22 protein-coding genes are annotated in these 17,052 nt (G+C 39.7%); 16 read left to right on the top strand and 6 right to left on the bottom strand.

What is annotated here, in order from left to right; translation table 11 throughout:
- Window positions 1-7: 7 nt before the first annotated feature.
- The 11 genes from pstB to RCG24_RS02005 all read left to right on the top strand — a co-directional run bounded on the left by pstB (window position 8) and on the right by RCG24_RS02005 (window position 8,758).
- A complete protein-coding gene (gene pstB / locus RCG24_RS01955) occupies window positions 8-781 on the top strand; it encodes a phosphate ABC transporter ATP-binding protein PstB (RefSeq protein WP_308078177.1) in 774 nt (257 codons plus the stop codon).
- A 5-nt stretch (window positions 782-786) separates the two neighbouring features.
- On the top strand, window positions 787-1,446 hold the full coding sequence (gene phoU / locus RCG24_RS01960; protein WP_308078178.1) for a phosphate signaling complex protein PhoU: 660 nt from the start codon (window positions 787-789) through the stop codon (window positions 1,444-1,446).
- 267 nt (window positions 1,447-1,713) lie between these two features.
- Window positions 1,714-2,193, top strand: coding sequence for a DUF4912 domain-containing protein (locus RCG24_RS01965; protein ID WP_308078179.1), 480 nt, complete (start codon window positions 1,714-1,716; stop codon window positions 2,191-2,193).
- Between the two features lie 20 nt (window positions 2,194-2,213).
- Entirely contained in the window at window positions 2,214-3,440 is a 1,227-nt protein-coding gene (locus tag RCG24_RS01970) for a glycosyltransferase family 4 protein (protein WP_308078180.1), read from the top strand.
- A 43-nt stretch (window positions 3,441-3,483) separates the two neighbouring features.
- Entirely contained in the window at window positions 3,484-4,119 is a 636-nt protein-coding gene (locus RCG24_RS01975; RefSeq protein ID WP_308078181.1) for a hypothetical protein, read from the top strand.
- A gap of 55 nt (window positions 4,120-4,174) precedes the next feature.
- Entirely contained in the window at window positions 4,175-4,324 is a 150-nt protein-coding gene (gene rpmG, locus RCG24_RS01980; RefSeq protein WP_004435679.1) for a 50S ribosomal protein L33, read from the top strand.
- 54 nt (window positions 4,325-4,378) lie between these two features.
- Window positions 4,379-4,945, top strand: coding sequence for a 5-formyltetrahydrofolate cyclo-ligase (locus RCG24_RS01985; protein WP_308078182.1), 567 nt, complete (start codon window positions 4,379-4,381; stop codon window positions 4,943-4,945).
- Window positions 4,942-5,730, top strand: coding sequence for a DUF92 domain-containing protein (locus tag RCG24_RS01990; protein ID WP_308078183.1), 789 nt, complete (start codon window positions 4,942-4,944; stop codon window positions 5,728-5,730). The genes RCG24_RS01985 and RCG24_RS01990 overlap by 4 nt, the downstream gene beginning before the upstream one ends.
- Window positions 5,731-5,828: 98 nt before the next feature.
- Window positions 5,829-6,782, top strand: coding sequence for an L-lactate dehydrogenase (locus RCG24_RS01995; protein WP_308079087.1), 954 nt, complete (start codon window positions 5,829-5,831; stop codon window positions 6,780-6,782).
- Between the two features lie 105 nt (window positions 6,783-6,887).
- Window positions 6,888-7,082: a hypothetical protein gene (locus RCG24_RS02000; protein WP_308078184.1), complete on the top strand. Its 195-nt coding sequence runs from the start codon at window positions 6,888-6,890 to the stop codon at window positions 7,080-7,082.
- A 113-nt stretch (window positions 7,083-7,195) separates the two neighbouring features.
- Window positions 7,196-8,758, top strand: coding sequence for a rhomboid family intramembrane serine protease (locus tag RCG24_RS02005; protein WP_308078185.1), 1,563 nt, complete (start codon window positions 7,196-7,198; stop codon window positions 8,756-8,758).
- Here RCG24_RS02005 and RCG24_RS02010 read toward each other — a convergent pair.
- Window positions 8,721-9,584 carry a hypothetical protein gene (locus RCG24_RS02010; protein ID WP_308078186.1) on the bottom strand — a complete coding sequence of 288 codons (864 nt, stop codon included), beginning with the start codon at window positions 9,582-9,584 and terminating at the stop codon, window positions 8,721-8,723. The genes RCG24_RS02005 and RCG24_RS02010 overlap by 38 nt on opposite strands.
- A 367-nt stretch (window positions 9,585-9,951) precedes the next feature.
- Here RCG24_RS02010 and RCG24_RS02015 point away from each other — a divergent pair, with 367 nt between their 5' ends.
- The 3 genes from RCG24_RS02015 to RCG24_RS02025 all read left to right on the top strand — a co-directional run bounded on the left by RCG24_RS02015 (window position 9,952) and on the right by RCG24_RS02025 (window position 12,418).
- Window positions 9,952-10,161 carry a YqgQ family protein gene (locus tag RCG24_RS02015; protein WP_308078187.1) on the top strand — a complete coding sequence of 70 codons (210 nt, stop codon included), beginning with the start codon at window positions 9,952-9,954 and terminating at the stop codon, window positions 10,159-10,161.
- A gap of 1 nt (window position 10,162) precedes the next feature.
- Complete coding sequence (locus RCG24_RS02020; protein WP_308078188.1) at window positions 10,163-11,137, top strand: ROK family glucokinase; 975 nt, start codon at window positions 10,163-10,165, stop codon at window positions 11,135-11,137.
- A 144-nt stretch (window positions 11,138-11,281) separates the two neighbouring features.
- Window positions 11,282-12,418 (top strand): YqgU-like beta propeller domain-containing protein, encoded by a 1,137-nt coding sequence (locus tag RCG24_RS02025; RefSeq protein WP_308078189.1) that lies wholly within the window; start codon window positions 11,282-11,284, stop codon window positions 12,416-12,418.
- A 154-nt stretch (window positions 12,419-12,572) separates the two neighbouring features.
- Here RCG24_RS02025 and RCG24_RS02030 read toward each other — a convergent pair whose 3' ends face one another.
- The gene (locus RCG24_RS02030; RefSeq protein ID WP_202652595.1) at window positions 12,573-12,749 is read right to left on the bottom strand and encodes a DUF2759 domain-containing protein; all 177 of its coding nucleotides are present in this window, start codon (window positions 12,747-12,749) and stop codon (window positions 12,573-12,575) included.
- A gap of 220 nt (window positions 12,750-12,969) precedes the next feature.
- On the opposite strand from RCG24_RS02030, the gene RCG24_RS02035 reads away from it, so the two are divergent.
- Both RCG24_RS02035 and RCG24_RS02040 read left to right on the top strand, forming a co-directional pair.
- Complete coding sequence (locus tag RCG24_RS02035; RefSeq protein ID WP_202652597.1) at window positions 12,970-13,608, top strand: MBL fold metallo-hydrolase; 639 nt, start codon at window positions 12,970-12,972, stop codon at window positions 13,606-13,608.
- Window positions 13,609-13,795: 187 nt separating this feature from the next.
- Window positions 13,796-14,887: a class I SAM-dependent methyltransferase gene (locus RCG24_RS02040; RefSeq protein WP_308078190.1), complete on the top strand. Its 1,092-nt coding sequence runs from the start codon at window positions 13,796-13,798 to the stop codon at window positions 14,885-14,887.
- Window positions 14,888-15,106: 219 nt separating this feature from the next.
- On the opposite strand, the gene RCG24_RS02045 is transcribed toward RCG24_RS02040, so the two are convergent.
- The 4 genes from RCG24_RS02045 to comGG all read right to left on the bottom strand — a co-directional run bounded on the left by RCG24_RS02045 (window position 15,107) and on the right by comGG (window position 16,992).
- A complete protein-coding gene (locus tag RCG24_RS02045) occupies window positions 15,107-15,346 on the bottom strand; it encodes a DUF2626 domain-containing protein (protein WP_202652601.1) in 240 nt (79 codons plus the stop codon).
- Window positions 15,347-15,430: 84 nt separating this feature from the next.
- The gene (locus RCG24_RS02050) at window positions 15,431-16,126 is read right to left on the bottom strand and encodes a helix-turn-helix transcriptional regulator (protein ID WP_202652736.1); all 696 of its coding nucleotides are present in this window, start codon (window positions 16,124-16,126) and stop codon (window positions 15,431-15,433) included.
- 305 nt (window positions 16,127-16,431) lie between these two features.
- The gene (locus tag RCG24_RS02055) at window positions 16,432-16,620 is read right to left on the bottom strand and encodes a YqzE family protein (protein WP_202652603.1); all 189 of its coding nucleotides are present in this window, start codon (window positions 16,618-16,620) and stop codon (window positions 16,432-16,434) included.
- 63 nt (window positions 16,621-16,683) lie between these two features.
- On the bottom strand, window positions 16,684-16,992 hold the full coding sequence (gene comGG, locus RCG24_RS02060; protein ID WP_308078191.1) for a competence type IV pilus minor pilin ComGG: 309 nt from the start codon (window positions 16,990-16,992) through the stop codon (window positions 16,684-16,686).
- Between the last annotated feature and the right edge of the window lie 60 nt (window positions 16,993-17,052).

A 17,052-nucleotide genomic window follows, 5' to 3' on the forward strand; every position in this document is an offset into this window, starting at 1 on the left:
AGAACTCATGGCAATCCAGACGTTAACAAGAAATATCTTTGATGTGAAGGATCTAAACCTGTGGTATGGTGACCATCACGCTTTAAAGGGGATCTATTTTCCGATTCAAAAGAAGGAAGTTACCGCGATGATTGGACCGTCAGGCTGCGGCAAGTCCACCTTTTTAAAAACCTTAAACCTGATGAATAAAATGATTCCGAATGTCAAAATAACCGGTGAAGTGAATTTTGTCGGGCAAAATATTTTACATTCCAAAACAGATTTAGTTGAATTACGTAAACATGTCGGCATGGTTTTCCAAAAGGGGAATCCGTTCCCACAGTCGATTTATGATAATGTCGCCTATGGACCAAGAATTCATGGAATCAAGAAGAAAAAGCATCTTGACGAAATGGTCATAAAAGCGTTAATGGATGTGGCGTTATGGAATGAAGTGAAGGATCGTTTAAACGCTCCGGCATTAGGATTGTCAGGGGGACAGCAGCAAAGGTTATGTATTGCGAGAGCGTTAGCGACAAAACCGGATGTGTTATTAATGGATGAGCCAACATCCGCGCTTGACCCAATTTCAACTTTGAAAATTGAGGAACTCATTTTTGAATTGAAGGAAAAATATACGATTGTCATTGTGACCCATAATATGCAGCAGGCAGCAAGGGTTTCCGATCGAACCGCCTTCTTCTTAATGGGAGAATTAATTGAGTTTGCGGAAACCTCTAAAATTTTCTCGACGCCAAAAGATTCGCGGACGGAAGACTATATTACAGGAAGATTTGGGTGATATAAATGAATACGAGAGCCAATTTTGATCAAAGTTTACAAGAATTAAAAACGCTGCAATTAAAAATGGCCGGGGAAGCAGAAACAGCCGTTAAAAATGCGATGCTGTCATTGTTAAACCGTGATGTTGAACTAGCAAATAAGGTTATTAATGGTGACAATCTTATCGATGACCTTGAATATGAAATTCATGAAAAAGCATTGATGCTGATTGCCCGCCAATCCCCGGTTGCAAAAGATTTGCGGAGGCTGCATGTGGCGTTAAAAGTCTCATCCGAGGTAGAACGGTTAGGGGATATTGCCGTAAACATTGCCAAATCAACCGTTCAAATCGGGAATGAGCAGCATGTGAAAGAACTAATCGATATCCCTCAGATGATGGAAGTAGCGTTAGAAATGCTGACTGATGCGATCACCGCCTTTTATTCCGAAGATCCTGCACTTGCCAAAAAATGCGCACAAAAGGATGATCAGGTTGATAAAATGTTTGGGGAGCTAGTACAAGAACTTTTAACCTATATCCCGAAAAACCCCGATTTTACCAATCAAATCATTCAATTAGCCTATGTCTGCCGTTATATTGAAAGAATTGCTGACCACGCTACGAATATAGCTGAAAATGTTGTTTATCTTGAAACAGGAAAACGATACAATCTCAATGGTTAATTAAATCCTATCATTCGAAAAATGAGATAAGCGCACTCTCATCTTTTTTACTTGAGGATGATCCCACTTGGTTTAAGCAAGTATTTTGACCTCATAATATTTAACCGTCCCTCGATACTTCCTTCACATTTCCAGTTAAAAAAAGCAGAATCCGACAATTTACGTTTATTGTCCAACTCTCATAATGATGGTACGATTATGTTGAAACAACAATTCATATTTTTTCCAATTAAGCATATACTAGTGATTTGGAAGTCGGAGGAAAACATGTCTGAGCAAAATATTAGTCTGAAACAGCCTTTACAAGGGGAACTTCATATCCAGTGGGTAACCGCCGATAAACTAGTTCTCTTATGGGATATTACCTTGATTACCAAAAAAGTAATCGAATCGTACTTTTCCGTTTGTTTTAGAGACCTTGTTGCACTGATAAGGATCTATGATGTAACTGACATCATCTTTGACGGAAAAAATGCCCATCATTTTTATGAAGTCAGCATTCCTTTAAACAATGGACAGTGGTTTATCAAAGGTTTAGCGGCAAATCGAAGCTATATAGCCGAATTAGCAGTACTCATTCCAACCGCTGATTATTTCCCCCTTTTTAGATCCAATTGTCTCCAAACTCCTAATCTTGACATGAAAAACAGCCAGGTAATCAAACAGCAGCCGGAAATGATCGCGAATCAAGTTCCTTTGCCAAAGTGGAGAAAATTGGTTAGTACCTACAGTTATTATGAAGACTAAAGATCCTTGGAGGGACAAAGATGGTCAATGCTATACCACAAAAGGCTGACATCGATCAAGGTTGGCTGCATAAGCGATGCTTAAAAATATTGCTGCTTAGCTGGGAGTATCCCCCAAATGTCGTAGGGGGGCTTTCAAGGCATGTTTATGGATTGGCCACTCGATTGGCGCGACAAGGCCATGAAATTCATGTGTTAACAGCGGGTGATCGGGAATGGCCGAACTATGAATGGAAAGAAGCGGTACATGTACATCGGGTTAGGCCGGTAAATGAACATGATGATCAATTTCTTGCATGGATCGGTGGACTTAATGTCGCAATGGCATTAAAAGGCGAATTTTTAGCTAGTGAGATTTCCTTTGACATCATCCATGCACATGATTGGCTTGTGGGGTCAGCCGCGATGGCTCTCAAGGAAGTGCTAAGCATTCCCCTTTTGACCACGATTCATGCCACCGAACATGGAAGAAATCAAGGAATTCATACAGAAATGCAAAAATTTATCCATGAGAGGGAGGTTCAATTAATATCGGCTTCAGATCACCTAATCGCTTGCAGCGAATATATGAAGGAATCGCTGATGACGCTCTTTCAGGTTGAAGAAAAAAAATTAGCAGTTATTCCGAATGGAATTCATCTTCCAATGATCAAAACAAGTGCCGCTAAGGTTTTCCCCGAATTGACGAGAAGGGAATATATTTTTTCAATTGGAAGAATCGTGAGGGAAAAGGGGTTTGAAACCATTTTAAAGGCTGCGGAGATCGCCAAAGCCATGAACCATGATTACTTTTTTGTGATCGCCGGGGAAGGCCCGATGCTTGAAATATATAGAAAACAGGTCATGGAAAGGAATTTAGCTCAATATGTTGCCTTTATTGGCTATGTGACCGAAGAGGAAAAATTCAGCTTGATCCAGGACTGTGAAATGATGGTGATCCCCAGCATGTACGAACCCTTCGGAATCGTTGCTCTTGAAGCATTGGCTCAGAAAAAACCCGTCATTGTTTCCAATATTGGTGGAATGAAAGGGATTATTACCCATTTACAAACCGGAATGATGATGAATCCTGGTGATCCCTTTAGCTTGCTTGAGCAAATTGAGTTCCTTCGCAAACATAGGCAGCTGGCAAAAAATATCGCGTTAAAAGGTCATGAAGTCGTTAGAAGTTTATATGATTGGGGACAGATTGCTTCTGACACGAGCGGGGTCATGAAACAAATGACATTGGAGATACCGGTGAGTTAAACCACTGCAATATAAATTAATTATTTAAAAGGTGAATAGTGCTATGGTGAATATGACCGAATTACAAAAATGTAAGCAGTTATTGAAACAAGAGCCAAGCGTTGGTAAGGTTCAATTTATTCCAGGTCTTTGGGTAAATGGTAAGTATTTCTGGCTGCCAAATCAGACAGAGAAAGTACTTTATGAGGAAGAATTGGTCATTAAAGTAACGGATAAGCAAATACACTCAAAAGTTGATTTTCATCATATATATATAAGCAATCACAGCCGTCAAACGAAAGACATAAAATTTTTGGCTTTGCACCACTTTCAGAATGTCAATCATGACTGCCTGACATTTGTATCGCCAACAGATCAGCGGATTTTCCATCTTGCTAATCAGACTGTGTGCTTAATGAACTTGCTGACAACTGGGGCAGGGAGGAAGGAATATACAACCGTTCCATTGTGGGATGTATTTAGCGATCAAATTTGGCATTCGGTTAAAACAGGAGAGTTAAAGTTTCAGCCTATGGCAAAAGGTTCGGCTGCCAGCATTCTCGCAATAAAAATGGCGATTGATCCAAAAAAGACCGAGAAAATAGCCACTTGGAGCATTTCGGGAAATAAGAAACACGATGTAGCGGCATTGGAACAAGCCCTTCTGAAAAATCCACTAGCATTTCCTATTGAAAAATGATATTATAGAAAAGTCGTATGAACGAACAAGCTTAATCGTTTGGAGGGAAATGAACATGCGTGTGAATATTACGTTAGCTTGCACTGAATGTGGAGACCGTAACTATATTTCAACAAAAAATAAACGTAACAATCCAGATCGTCTTGAGCTTAAGAAATATTGCCCAAGAGAAAAACGTACAACGTTACACCGTGAAACAAAGTAAACAGCAGGGAAATTCCTTGCTGTTTTTTTGTACTTTAATACAGGAGGGTTTGAAATGAACGATAAAAACTCAATTCGGAAACAAGTGATAGAGGTCCTTAACCGGATTCCGAAGCAGCTTTATGAGGATTATTCATATAAAATTGCTTCTAGACTATATGAATCAGAGGTATGGAAACAAGCTGATGTTATTGGAATCACCATTTCCAGACCCCCTGAAGTGGATACATACCAATTGATCCGTAAGGCATGGGAGTTGGGAAAAACCGTCGCTGTGCCAAAATGTAATCCCAACGATAAGCGCATGACGTTTAGAACGGTGACTGAATTTTGTCAACTTGAGTCTGTTTACTACGGATTATTAGAGCCAATTGTTGAAGTAACAACGGAAGTGGCCAAAGAGGAAATGGATTTGATGATTGTTCCCGGAGTAGCATATACAAGAAACGGTTTTCGAATTGGATTCGGCGGCGGCTATTATGATCGATATCTATCGGGATATTCCGGAAACACCATATCGCTTGCTTTTACCGAACAGCTGATTTCCGATTTTCCGGTTGGCGAATACGATCTTCCTGTTAGCAAAATTATTACTCCGAAAGAAGTTATAGAAATCATATGATCATAGCAATATTGTTTTTTTTCTTTATTGCAGGCATGGCCATTGCCGGATATTATTCCAAATCTTTAAGCCGTTCTGGTACCATTGCTGCGATCATTGTTGGCTGTGCTATCTATTCTGGGTTTGAAATGAAAGGCTTATTGCTGCTGGGGATTTTTTTTGCTTCGTCCAGTTATTGGTCAAAATACAAAAGCGCCTTGAAAATGAAAATGGAAGAAAAGCTGGCAAAAGGAGCAACAAGAGATTGGCGGCAAGTGCTTGCAAATGGAGGTGCGGCAGCACTATACAGCGTCCTCTATTTTTATCAACCATCCCCATTGTTTATCGTTGGATTTACGGCGGCCCTTGCCAGTGCTAATTCAGATACATGGGCATCAGAGATCGGCAGTTTAAGCAAACAAAATCCGCTCTATATCCGAACATGGAAACGAGTGGAAAAGGGCACATCAGGTGCGGTAAGCGGACTGGGAACAGTCGCGGCGATATTAGGTTCGTTATTGATCGCCTTGATGAGTATATTAGTTTTTAACCTGCCATTGCTGCTTGGATGGGTTATTTTTCTCTCTGGTTATCTTGGTAACGTGATTGATACTTTGATTGGGGCCTATTATCAACAGCTTTATGTTTGCCAGAATTGTGGAATAAAAACGGAGAAAACGGTTCATTGCGGTCTGCCAGCGGCACGCATCAAGGGAATTTCATGTGTTGATAATGATATGGTAAACTTTTTATCAGGTGCTTTCGCTTCCCTTTTGGCTATATTTCTTTATTTTCAAATACAGTAATTGATAAAATATGTTTTTCATTATAAAATATATTGCCTAAAAATGTACAATCTAATTTTGAAAGGTAAATATTGAGGCACAAATGAAGGGGGATTATGATGTTGAGTCGAGTGAATCGGGTAGCTGTAATTGGAACAGGGTTTGTTGGGTCAAGTTATGCCTTTGCGCTGTTAAATCAAGGAATAACGGAAGAATTGGTGTTAATTGATATAAATAAAGATAAAGCTGAAGGAGATGCGATGGATTTAAATCACGGACTTCCGTTTGCTCCTACAAGTACAAAAATTTGGTATGGCAGTTATGCCGATTGCGATGAGGCCGATATAGTCGTCATAACCGCAGGAGCTAATCAAAAGCCCGGTGAAACAAGATTAGACTTGGTTGAGAAAAATACCCGTATTTTTAAAGGGATTGTTGGCGAAATTATGGCCAGTGGATTCGATGGAATTATTGTTGTCGCAACGAATCCTGTCGATATCCTCACATATGCGGTCTGGAAATTTTCCGGTCTGCCTAAGGAAAGGGTCATTGGTTCCGGGACGATATTGGATACCGCCCGTTTCCGCTTCTTACTTGGTGATTATTTCGATGTGGATTCACGCAATGTTCATGCCTATATTATTGGCGAACATGGGGATACAGAACTGCCGGTTTGGAGCCATGCCGATATTGCCGGCACTTCGATTTCAGAATGGACGAAATATAAACATAAATATGATCAGGCGGATTTAGACGCTATCTTTTTAAATGTTCGCGATGCCGCCTATCAAATTATAGAGAAAAAAGGAGCAACCTTTTACGGGATTGCCATGAGTCTGTTAAGATTAACGAAGGCTATTCTCCATAATGAAAATGCCGTACTGACAGTTTCTGCCTATCTTGATGGCGAATATGGACAGAAAGATATTTTTATTGGTGTACCTGCGGTAGTAAATCGGGATGGTGTGAGAGAAGTGATTGAGATGGATTTAAATGATGAGGAAAAGCAAAAGTTTGAGCATTCAGTTAAAGTATTAAAGGAAACGATGGCTCCTGTGGTGGCAAATGATTGACGATAAGATTGGGGATTGGTTTCATTAATAGAAATCAATCCCTCTTTTACTAACTGTGGATAAAAATAAAGTTCTTTTCACAGAATAAGATCAGGAGGGATTGGGATGTCACGTATGATATCATCGATATTAATGATTGGGTCGATTGGCTATTTTATCTACCGCTATCGATTCAGAATCATGAACTTACTGCTTGCATCTACCTGGCTGCGCCGGCTTGCAGTTGCATCCATGATGGGGTTACCGGGAGTAAAAAACAAATTAATGCAGTCTGTATTTGGAAGACCATCTGAATGGTAAATGCCTCAGATGGTCTTATTTTTAATTGCTCTAATAAAGGATGTTTGTTTCATTTCTCTTCTTGTTTTCGATTATAATGAAAGAAAGGAAATATTGTAGAAAGCAGGAGAGAGATGAAGAGTAGAGAGGAATATATTTTTTGGAAACTGGCGCATAGTTTTATTGCAGACTATGGTTATCGGATTATTCAATTGTTTGAAAATCATCAGGAACTCTGGCTTGAAAAACTTGAAAATAAAGCAGTTCCGATTATTCGGCTTAGACTTCAGGATTTAGATTGGAGCAATGTTTTACAACGGGATATTGAGTTTACCGCTGCCAATGGTGAACGAATTCGGCAGCAGCTGAACCGGCGCGAATTGCCAATTTTAAACCTTTATATTAGTGAATATCCACCCGTTGATGAATATGAATTTCGGATTGAACACCCATATGTGCATCCTCAAGGAAATAAGACGACGGTACGGACCATTTTGTTGGCACAAGGTTTGATCGATCAAGGGTTTCAATTTCTATCAGAAGCAATGCAGCATCCAACTCAATTTCCTATCGCTGCGGAGTATACCGAGTATGACGTTCAGACGCTAAAGGCAGAAACTTTATCTTTAGCCATGAATAAAGAAAAAGCCGATAGAGCTATTCTTTTTAACAGCAAGCCCTTTTTTACATATGTGTTGATCGCCATTCAAGTAGCCGTATTTGTGTTGATGGAAATAAGCGGCGGGAGTACGAATACTTCCACACTTATTAAATTTGGAGCAAAAGTAAACCAACTCATTTATGATGGAGAGTGGTGGCGCTTTTTTACGCCAATTTTTCTGCATATTGGCTTCTTGCATTTACTGTTTAATACAATGGCCTTATATTATTTGGGAATCACCGTTGAACGCATCTTTGGCAAACTGCGTTTCTTGTTTATTTATATCTTTGCCGGGGTAATGGGGTTTATCGCCAGCTTTATATTTAGCACAAATTTATCTGCCGGTGCCAGCGGAGCGATTTATGGCTGTTTTGGGGCCTTGCTTTATTTCGGTATGATTTATCCCAAGTTATTTTCCCGAACAATGGGCATGAATCTGCTGGTTGTGCTGGGAATTAACCTGATTTTTAGCTTTACGGCGCCTAGTATTGACAATGCCGGTCATTTGGGCGGGTTAGCGGGCGGTTTTCTGGCTGCAGGTATTGTTCATTTTCCAAAGAGAAAGAAATGGCTGCTGCAAATGCTTTTCCTTATTATTTCCGCCGCGATAACGTGGGGAGCCCTGTCATACGGATATAGTCCGGCAGTCAAATCACAGGATGAAACTTCAGCCTTGATGATGGCCCAAGAATATCTTAAGCAAAAAAATTATGATGCTGCCTATCGTACGTTAAAAGATTTTGAAAAGAGTGCTGACCAGCCAACGGATAAGACGTATTTTCTGTTATCCTATGCAGAAATAAAAAAGGGACTGCTTCCCGATGCAAAAATACATTTACAAAAAGCGATTAACCTTAATCCAAAATTTCATGAAGCCTATTATAATTTGGCTCTAATCAATCTTGAACAAAATGATATGAATGCAGCGAAGATGAACGCCGAAAAGGCGGCAAAACTGAAACCAGATCGCAATGATTACAAAAACTTGGTACGGGAAATTAATCAACACCTTCAATCATCTGGCGCAGGAGAATAGGTTCACCTTTTGCTGTTTCGGTTAACACAAGTAAATGGGTTTTATCTTTTGCTATTAAAATGAGCGGGAGGGTACTGCCTTTGGGATCTATTATTGTACCATCCTGTTTCTTGATTCCAAGTAAATAATTTTTATACAGCCCTTCCCACAGACGGCCAATGAACATGGCTGTTTCTTCTTTGTTAAAACCGGGGAAGTGGTTGCTGGCCCTTTTGGAAAAAACATCCAACGGATAAACATCATATTCGTCTAGGTGAATGCGGTAGTGCCTGACACCTTTATTTAGACTGTATTGCAGCATTCGCCGCGTTTGTTCATCTAGGTTGGTTTTCCAACGGCTTTGGGCAGCCGTCTTGGGGGTATGGAAGCCAATATAGCTGTCTGAAGTTTGTTTGATTACGTATAGCTGATCCTGTGTCATCCGTTGTGCACTGAAAATGTCTTCGCCTTTTTCATGCAATTCAGCATGGTGGAAAGTGATTGCTTGCCACAAAGCGTTTTCTAAAGCGGAGATTGCTTTCGTTTGCGATAGGCTGTCCGTATGCTGCTTCCAGTCAGCTAACGTACCAATGAGCCGGCCGTTCGAATACAACAAGCCGGCATCTTGGCGTAAATAAGCTTGGCGGTCAAGTGTTGAGTGAATCCTCCATAAAATTTTTTGCCCGGTTAGGTTAAGTGAAGTACTGGCGGTTTTAAACGCAACATTTGTCGCGATTGGAAAGAAGGTAATACTTTCAAGTGCTTTCGGTTGTTTTAGGTGCTCTTTAACTGTATAAAACGCCGAGAAAAGAATCATCATCCCGACTAAAATGTAAACCCTTTTCATTTTTGCTTTCATCCTTCCCGGAACAGAGATGTGTTTGTCCTACTATTGTTATATGGGAAAATGAAGCGGCCAATGACAAGAAAAGGACAATTTCATAACTATTAATGTTTTTTGCCGATATCACATACATTCAACTAGCCTCATGAATGTCCTTAAGGACTTGCTAGTCGCTGAGTTTTCAATTAAAACATGAAAGAGCATATTGCCCTTGAGGATTCGTTTTGTCATAGGTTATACTTTGAATGGAAAGAGGGCTCAGTATTACGTTATTATCTTCAAGCTTTTTACGGGCGACCGCCAAAAAGGTCATTTGCTTCTCCGCTTTAAGGGCAACAAAGAAGAAATGAAAGGCAGGTGGCACATTTCAATGAAAACAATCTATGATATACAGCAGTATCTTAAACAATTTGGGACAATCATTTATATTGGTGATCGAATTGCGGACCTTGAATTAATGGAAGTGGAATTAAAGGAATTGTATCAATCACAATTAATCGAACCTTGTGAATACCAGAGCGCCCTTTTGCTGTTAAGACATGAAATCCAAATGGAAAAAGATAAAAGACAGGTGAAATAAGTTGACAAAACAATGGATAGCTGGTGTTGATTTAGGTGGCACGACCACTAAGATTGCTTTCATAACATTGGACGGAGAAATGATTGAGAAATGGGAAATCCCCACAGACAATACTGATAAAGGAAAAAATATAACGAGAAATATTGCTAATTCGATCAATGAGAAGCTGGGAAACCTGGGTCAGAAGAAGGATCAGCTGCTTGGTGTTGGAATGGGAGCACCGGGACCTGTGGATTATCAAACAGGTGTCATCTTAAATGCAGTAAACTTGGGCTGGCATGATAATTTTCCGCTAAAGGATTATCTTGAAGCAGCGACAGCGCTTCCGGCCATCATTGAAAATGATGCCAACTGTGCTGCTTTAGGTGAGATGTGGAAGGGTGCCGGGAATGGGGCAAAGGAACTTGTTTGTGTCACCTTAGGAACTGGGGTTGGCGGTGGTGTCATCACCAACGGAAAGATAGTCCAGGGAATGAATGGTGCTGCGGGTGAAATCGGTCATATTACCGTTATTCCTTCTGGGGGGGCTCAGTGTAACTGTGGAAAGACAGGCTGTCTGGAAACAGTGGCTTCGGCAACCGGAATTGTCAGGTTAGCGAAGGAGGTACTTGCAAAGTCGGCAATGGCAGGGGAACTTGCCGAAAAATATACAGCCAATGGCTATATTTCGGCAAAAGATGTCTTCGATTGTGCCCGAAATCAGGATGTATTAGCTAATCATGTTTTGGATGAGGTCGCTTTCTATTTGGGATTGGCATTGGCCAACATCGCTAATACCTTAAATCCAGAAAAAATCGTTCTGGGCGGCGGTGTTTCAAAAGCAGGCAATATCTTGCTGAAAGCTGTAAGAGAACAATTTGAACGTTTTGCCTTTTCAGCAGTACGCGCCTCAACAAAGCTGACACTTGCTACATTAGGGAATGATGCCGGAGTAATCGGTGCCGCCTGGTTGATAAAAGAAAAGATTGAAAGCTAAAAAGCCTGCCTCCTGCAGGCTTTTTATTTGGATGATCTTAAATTTAGGACTTATTTCCTATCTCTGAAATAATTCAGAAAAATTTGAAACATATTTGCCATTTTATTCGTATTAATAGATAGAGAAAATAGGGGGAGGGGGAAAATGCTTCGATTACATAAAAACTTGTCTGATTTGGCGATTCTTTTTGTTTTAATACCCCTGCTATTAAGTGCCTGCATGCAACAGGAACCGGAAAAACCAAAAGTGAATGTTTCGGTGGCAACTGAAAAAGCCAAAGACATTCCTGCTTCACATGTAAGGGAATGGAAATTACCGATTGCCATTCCAGAAGGTGAATTTGATAAAATTGCTGGCTGGCTTACAGATACCCAAATTCTTTACATAACCAATCTTCAGCAATCATCAAATGTCTATCGCTATGATCTTTTATCGGGAAAAAGTGAATTGATTTTTCATAGTGATCATCCTATCGTTTCCTTGCAGATCAGCCCCGCTAAAAAGTATCTGTTAATTCACTCTTCTCCTTCAACATACGAGGGAGTGGTCACAATTATTGATATGAATGGAACAGAGCTGCTTAAGAAAGTGCTTGTTTCTCATGAATTGGCATATGAATGGAATCCTTATGATGAGTCGAAAGTACTGATTACTGAATTTGCCGAGGATTGGACCTTTAAAGTACTATTAATGGATCTAAAAAATAATGAGACTACTAAGCTTTCCCTGTCACAGCCTTTTATAAAGTGGTTGTCTCAAACCCAACTGGCCTATGTAAATTGGGATAAGGAACAACCTGTATTAGTTGCCCCGCTGATCAGGAAGGACTTAAAGACAGGAAAAGAGACATCTTTGTTTAAGGATCTGATCCAATTCTCAGCATTTCCTCATCTGCTGCTGACAATAACAGTCAACGATCAACAACGATCCAATGCGATTTATTCCTTCTATGATCGAGAGTTTAAGCAATTATTTTCATTTTCAATTCCTCAATTGACAAGGTTTTCAGATTGGCTGGTTCCTTATTTTGATTATAACGAATCCAGTGGGAGCTTCATTACCCTCCAGCCAAAAAATAGTGGTGAGGCGGACACCTATACTGGCGGTTTTGACCTTGTGAAATATAATCTTAACAAAGAGGAAAAACAACTCATCATGGGAGGCTTGGAAAATGAGCCGGTAATTTTTGCTCCTTCCGGAGAAGCGCTTCTATACGGCAATCGTTTTGAAAAAATAATTGATCTTCATGAAAGAAAACTTTATCAGGCCTTAAAGGAATAAGGAGTTAAAAAAAGACTGTCGCTGGACAGTCTTTTTGCAGGAACAAGACCTATACCTGTTCCGAAGGCGCTTGCACTTTTCTTTCCTATGTCGCATAAATTCAACAACGCCTCATGAATCGTCCTTCAGGACTTGCCAGTCGGCGAGTTTTCATTTAATGAGTTCCTGTTGGAAATCCTGAATGAATAACAGTCATAACGGTAAACCAGCCAAAAACAGCAAATGAAGCAATTCCCCAAAATGCCCCTAAAAGATTTTTATTCTTTAGGGCAGTGAATGCACCAATTGCTGCAAGCAGCGTAACTAACCCAAAAATAATAACTAATCCCATGAATAATCCCCCTTTATGGCTATTGCCCATTGTTAGAAAAAATTATGTAACAATATTATATACATTCCTTTCCTATTTTATATTTTTTTCTGACATTTGTCGAGGATAAAAAAGTAAGATTCATAAGCGGCTTTGATTTAGCCATGATGATTTCTTTTTTTCTTTTGCTGAATAGTGTTAAAATAAGTATTATCGTCATTCCAATTTGGAGGTACCGTTCATGAAATGGCAACAACTTCCCTTAGGGAGCTTACAAACAAATTGCTATATCGTCGAGAATCCTGATCGCTCGTGTTTAATCTTCGATCCGGGCGGTGAAGCGAAGAAACTGATCAGTTTACTTCAATCCAGAAGCTTAAAACCGTTAGCAATATTATTAACCCATGCTCATTTTGATCATATCGGTGCTGTAGAAGAAATTCGCGAAACGTACCATATTCCAGTTTATGTTCATAAACAGGAGGAAAAATGGCTTTTGGACCCAGCTTTAAATGGATCGCAGTTTTTTTCTGTGATCGAACCTATTAAAGTGAATCCTGCTGATCAGCTGATTCAAAATGAAGGGAAAATGAAAATTGCTGACTTTACGATGACGGTTTTTCATACACCAGGCCATTCACCAGGAAGTGTCTCATATTATTTTGAGAATGAAGGAGTCGTCATCGCGGGGGATGCCTTGTTTCAAGGCAGTATCGGCCGTACCGATTTGCCGGGCGGAAATCAATCGATGTTGTTGAAGAGTATTCATGATAAACTTTTAACACTTCCGGAGGAAACGTATGTATTACCTGGTCATGGGGGAGTGACTACGATTGCCGCGGAAATGGATAGCAATCCGTTCTTGAATGGTTTTTTATAAAGAGGATCGCTAAGACTCCTGCAATCTGATAGGACCAAACTGCCAATAGAAAAGCCCTTCTTATGTGAAGGGCTTTTCTGGGGGATGTTCTATTCATGTAATGGGAGGGGATATTGTTAAGCTACTACATTTACAATATAATAAAGTTTTCACTATGTCAATAGTGTTAATGTAAAAAGGAGTATGTATGATTCCCTATTTAGAAAAGTTAATTTTAGATTCACCCGGTCATTTAATAACCTATGCTGACTTCATGTCCGCAGCCCTCTATCATCCGGAATACGGCTATTATATGAAAGCAAAACAAAAAATAGGCCGCCAAGGAGATTTTATTACTACCAGTAATATTTCTGATGTCTATGGAAGATTGATGGCTAAGTGGTTTGCTGCCCTGTGTAAAAAGACGAAGATTCCCTATTATTTTTGCGAGATTGGTGCCGGTAATGGCCGCTTTGCACATGCATTTTTGCAAGAGTGGACAGCCACGATCAAAACACCCATACAATACATAATCATTGAGACCAGTCCCTATCATCGAATGCTGCAAAAAGAATTGTTAGAACCATTTCCATTCGTTTCTCAATATGAACGTTTAGCTGATTTGAATTCAATGGAGGGGATGATTTTTTCTAATGAGCTTTTTGATGCATTACCGGTCCATGTCATTGAAAAAGAAAATGCCCAGCTGTTTGAAATCATGATTGGGATGAAAGCTGATCAGCTAATTGAACATAAAGTGCCTTTAACAAATCAAGAGATTATTTCTTTTTTGCAGGAAAATCAAATTTATTTACTAGAACGGCAACGGCTGGAGATTCCCCTAGCAATGAACGATATGCTGCAACAAATTGCCTCAGCTTTGATAAGAGGAATAGTGGTGACGGCGGATTATGGTTATACAAGAGAGGAATGGATGGATCCGCGGAGAGCGAGAGGGAGCTTAAGAGGGTTTTATCAGCATCAGCTGATTGATAACGTGCTTCTGCATCCCGGTGAAATGGATATTACCAGCCATATCCATATTGATCATTTGATTCAAAAAGGTAACGACCTCAATCTGCAATTTGTAACAAAGCTGAGACAGGATGAATTTTTGTTAAAAGCCGGAATTTTAAAGGAATTAGAGGATCATTATGACCCGAACCCGTTTTCAGAAGTGAGCAGGCGAAACAGGGCGATTCGCAGCCTAATTATGCCCGGTGGAATCAGTTCCTATTTTCAGATTGTTATCCAGCAAAAAGGATTAAAGAAAATAAGTGCTTGTTTGTTTGATGAATAAAATAAAAAACGTCGGAAGTATTATCCAACGTTTTTAGCACTAAAGAAATACAACTTTCGAGTCAGAAAATTGTCCAGCTCCAGCGCCTATCGCCTAGCAAACTTCAGGTCTCCTCCCTACGATAAGTCAACATCGATTTACTTCGTTTATCGTGTTTCCTTTATCTCAGTCGAAGCCCCTCCAGTTTGTACGGCGATAACCAAGGCGCTTCCGCTTTTCTTACTGTCCACCCAATGGCATCATGAACGTAGTCCAGTATGTGAAGCCCGCAAAGAAAATGGTCAGATAGGCCCCAAACACATACATATACATACGCTCAGAAAGTTTTAGATAGCTTAGCAGGACAAAGAAACCAGTTTGAGCTAAGAAAAGCATGGCTGTTTTATCCATACCACCTAGAAAAAACATGACCGTAAAAATGCCTGTCCAGAAACCACAAACTCTAAACATGCGATCCATATGTATCCCCTCCTTTTACCCTACGATACCATCAATACAATATTATAAAGTAAAAGTCGGCAGAATGTAAATAATGGTTTCGTATTAGTTTGTTACAAGTGCTTGATAGGAGCAAGTTTCGCATCCAGAAATGATATTTTCTTTTTCAACCAATTGGACAGAATCGAATAAGACTTCAAACATGCCCTTGAGGAATTCTTGGTGCATGCTGCAAACTGTTTCGTGCTCTTCTGCCACTTCTTTAAATGGGCAATTAAAAATTTGAAAATAAATTTTTGTTTTATCACCGTTGGCTTCAAATTCAGGGTAGAAGCCAGCTAGGGTAGCAGCATTTTGTAATAAACTTAACTTTTCATCAAAGTTTAATTCATCACTCAGTGATCTTTTTGCCTTTTCTTGTTCAATTAATTCAGCGCCAAATCGTTTCCCTGTTAAAAAAAGCGCCTGCTTTCCAGCCTCTCCAAGTGTTAGCATTGTTTGGATAGCTACCTTTGATAACAACATGTAATCACGGAATGGGAAATGAAGTTGGATCACGTCGTCGGATAAACGATATAATCTGCTGGGTCTTCCGCCTTTTCCGGTTTTCTTCGTTTCTGATACAAGCATATTGACATCTTCAAGTTTTGATAGATGCAACCGCGCCACATTCGGGTGGATATTAAAATTATCCGCTACTTCTTGAACTGTCACTTCTTTATGACGTTTCGTAATATACTGATAAATGTAGTATCGTGTTGGATCTGACAAAACGTTAGTAATCTTTAATGTTTGTTCCATCTGTCTCACCTCAGGCCACCTTTAATAATACACATTATAATACAGGAGAAGTAAAGAAGGAATGCGGTTTACAATATTAACACTATATGTTTAGAAAATGTTCACATTTGCTGTCGCTAGATTGTAACAATTGGGTGTTAAAATTAGAAAAATGAATCAAAATAACCCCAAGGGTCACAGTTCCCTTGGGATTCTATACATTTTATCCCGCCTTAACGGGCAGTGAGAGCCCCACCTCGATAGTACAAGTCTACAAGGAATCTAGGTGGGGGATGAAGAAAGCCCCCACTGATGGAAGTTTCACTTTATTTAAAGTTTCGTTTTCGCCTTACTGCGGAATAAAGAACATATGGAAGAATCCCGAACCAGCGGTACCAAAATGAACCTTTCATTTGTTTTCGTTCAAGCCGCTGTCTTTTTCGTTCTTCTCGCGGTTGATCGGCATATTTAACAAGAGTTTGGGTCATATATTTTATATAATCATTCGTTTTCATTAGAAACACCTGCCTTTATGAATACATTAAAAGTATATCCAGGCTTTCTAATCTCAAAACAACCTATTGCAACTCTGTCCATTTTATTAATTTCATCGTTTGCAGATCAAAAACCCCGCTGCCATAAGCCGTTATACCGGAATGAAGGCGAAGAGTGAAATTCACCTTTTGACTGTCACCTGTGGGTAATTCCGTTTTGTAATCCATAACGCCTTCTTGATAGGATATTTTCCCGTTTTTCGGTATGGACCCTGTTGCCTCAATGGTTTTTTCTATTTTCTTCACCGTGGATAGATAATAATATTCCTGCTGTAAAATGGTTTCGGTTTCATGAGCTACTTTTCGTTCAAATAGTAATCGCCCAACATTCATTGAAAAAAATAGTAAAAAAACAATCAATAGACATAAGGTTAAGGGATAAGTAAATCCTTT

This window comes from Neobacillus sp. OS1-32, assembly GCF_030915425.1.
In the GTDB taxonomy this organism is placed as follows: domain Bacteria; phylum Bacillota; class Bacilli; order Bacillales; family Cytobacillaceae; genus Neobacillus; species Neobacillus paridis.